The organism is Streptomyces sp. NPDC057654, from assembly GCF_042800135.1.
Taxonomy (GTDB): domain Bacteria; phylum Actinomycetota; class Actinomycetes; order Streptomycetales; family Streptomycetaceae; genus Streptomyces.
Genome location: NZ_JBHVHQ010001257.1, coordinates 1 through 1,773, shown reverse-complemented (window position 1 = coordinate 1,773; position 1,773 = coordinate 1). Strand labels below are relative to the sequence as shown.

Here is a 1,773-nt window from a genome sequence, read left to right as displayed (position 1 = left end):
GTCGTGACGACCGCTCGGGCGGTGGCTTCAACCGTGGTGGCGACCGGGACCGTCCGGCGCGCTCCTTCAACCGTGACGACCGCCCGTCCGGCGGCGGCTACCGCCGTGACGACCGTCCGTCCTCCGGCGGCTTCCGGCGCGACGACCGTCCGTCCGGCGGCTTCCGCTCCGGCGGCGGCGACCGTCCGTACAACCGCGACCGCCGCGACGAGCGCCCCTCCTCGGGCGGCGGCTTCCGCTCCGGCGGCGACCGCCCCCAGGGCCGCACTTCCGGCCACCGCGGCGCCACCAGCACCGGCTCCTTCGGCCGCCGCGACGACAAGCCGCGCTGGAAGCGCAACGGCTGACACAGCGGTCGGTACAACAGCTGAACAACGGCTGAAACAGCTGACAACTGAGTGACCGCAGGGCCCGTACGGTACTGAAGTGCCATACGGGCCCTGTGTGTTGCCCGTCCACGCACCGGAAATTCCGGCCGCGATGTCGACCTTCGGCGGCGGATCGCGGGGATACCGCTCGGGACTCCGCGCACCGCCGGGCTATGCTGCGGGGTGCGGGCCATTAGCTCAATTGGCAGAGCAGTGGACTTTTAATCCATTGGTTCAGGGTTCGAGCCCCTGATGGCCCACTTCCAGCACGTCACTGCGACGTGAGCCGGTCCAGCTGCTCCAGGACCATCGGCCAGGCGTCCGCCGTCCGGTCGCGTGCCTTGTCGTGGGGGAAGCCCGCGTGGGTGAGCCGCAGGTGGGTGCCGCTGCCGTGCGGGGTCAGCTCCACCGTCACGACGGTCTCGGCGCCCTCGGTGCCGCCGGCGCCGGTGACCCAGGTCAGTTCGACGAGTTCGGGCCGCTCCAGCCGCAGGAAGCGCCCGTAGTGGGGGTGGCGGCGCGCCCGTTCCTGGGATTCGAATCGGAACTCGGTCTCGAAGAAGAACGGCGTGTTCACCTCGGCCGCCGGCATCAGCACCGAACCGGGGGCCGCGAACCAGCTGTCGAAGCCGACGGTCCAGGCGCGGTAGAGCGTCTCCGGCCGTGCGGCCATGGTGCGCTCGGCGGTCAGGCGGTACGGGCGGTCCGACAGGTCCGGGGTGCGGACCGGCTCATTGGTCATGTAGGCCACGAAACCATGAGGAATAGTGCGGCGCGCTGTGTGGCGGAGTGCGCGGCCCGCGTGCTGGGCGGGCGGCGGCGCTCGTGGGCGGGCGGCAGCGCCCGGAATCCGGCCGACGCGCCCCCACGCGCCCCCCGTACCCCTTCTGACGTGCGAACGCAGTACGCGCGCGAGGCCGAAGTGACGTGGATACGGAGGCACTTCGGCCGAATCTGGTCCGTGGTGCGTGTTCGCGCCGCTACGGTAAGTGCGCGGGACCAACTGTGCGGGGCGGGTTCGGCGAGAGCCGGGAGGTGCGGATTCATGGAGAGCTCGCGAGTGGGTGAGGGCGGCGGGTGCGGGGCGCCCGCGGGACAGCTGTCGGAGCTGCTGGCCCGTGCCCAGAACGGGTTCGAGATCGACGAGCCGATGCTGGAGCGGCTCGGCACGGCGCTGATGCACCAGGCCGAGCTCCGCTCGTACCGGCAGCGCAACGAGCTGCCCCGGCCGCTGCGGTGCAACACGTACCGGCATATCTTCCTGCTCGCCGACGGCAGCAGCCTGCTGCTGTATGAGCTGGAGCACGACGCCGGCCCCGACGAGTGGTATCTGTACGAGGTGTACGCCGAGGAGGCGGCGCTGGACCGCGCCGAGCGGCGCGTGCACGAGTGGATCGGCGGCAGC

2 protein-coding genes, 1 tRNA gene and 1 pseudogene are annotated in these 1,773 nt (G+C 71.5%); 3 read left to right on the top strand and 1 reads right to left on the bottom strand.

All coding sequences use genetic code 11. The features are described 5' to 3' along the window. Both ACFU99_RS42625 and ACFU99_RS42620 read left to right on the top strand, forming a co-directional pair. Positions 1-347, top strand: a pseudogene (locus tag ACFU99_RS42625) (RNA helicase); the annotation flags it as partial. Between the two features lie 208 nt (positions 348-555). After that, positions 556-628 (top strand) — tRNA-Lys (locus ACFU99_RS42620). 11 nt (positions 629-639) lie between these two features. On the opposite strand, the gene ACFU99_RS42615 is transcribed toward ACFU99_RS42620, so the two are convergent. Then, the gene (locus tag ACFU99_RS42615) at positions 640-1,110 is read right to left on the bottom strand and encodes an SRPBCC domain-containing protein (protein ID WP_384403884.1); all 471 of its coding nucleotides are present in this window, start codon (positions 1,108-1,110) and stop codon (positions 640-642) included. A gap of 303 nt (positions 1,111-1,413) precedes the next feature. Here ACFU99_RS42615 and ACFU99_RS42610 point away from each other — a divergent pair. Beyond that, a partial coding sequence (locus ACFU99_RS42610) for a DUF6227 family protein (protein ID WP_384403882.1) occupies positions 1,414-1,773 on the top strand: 360 nt, incomplete at its 3' end.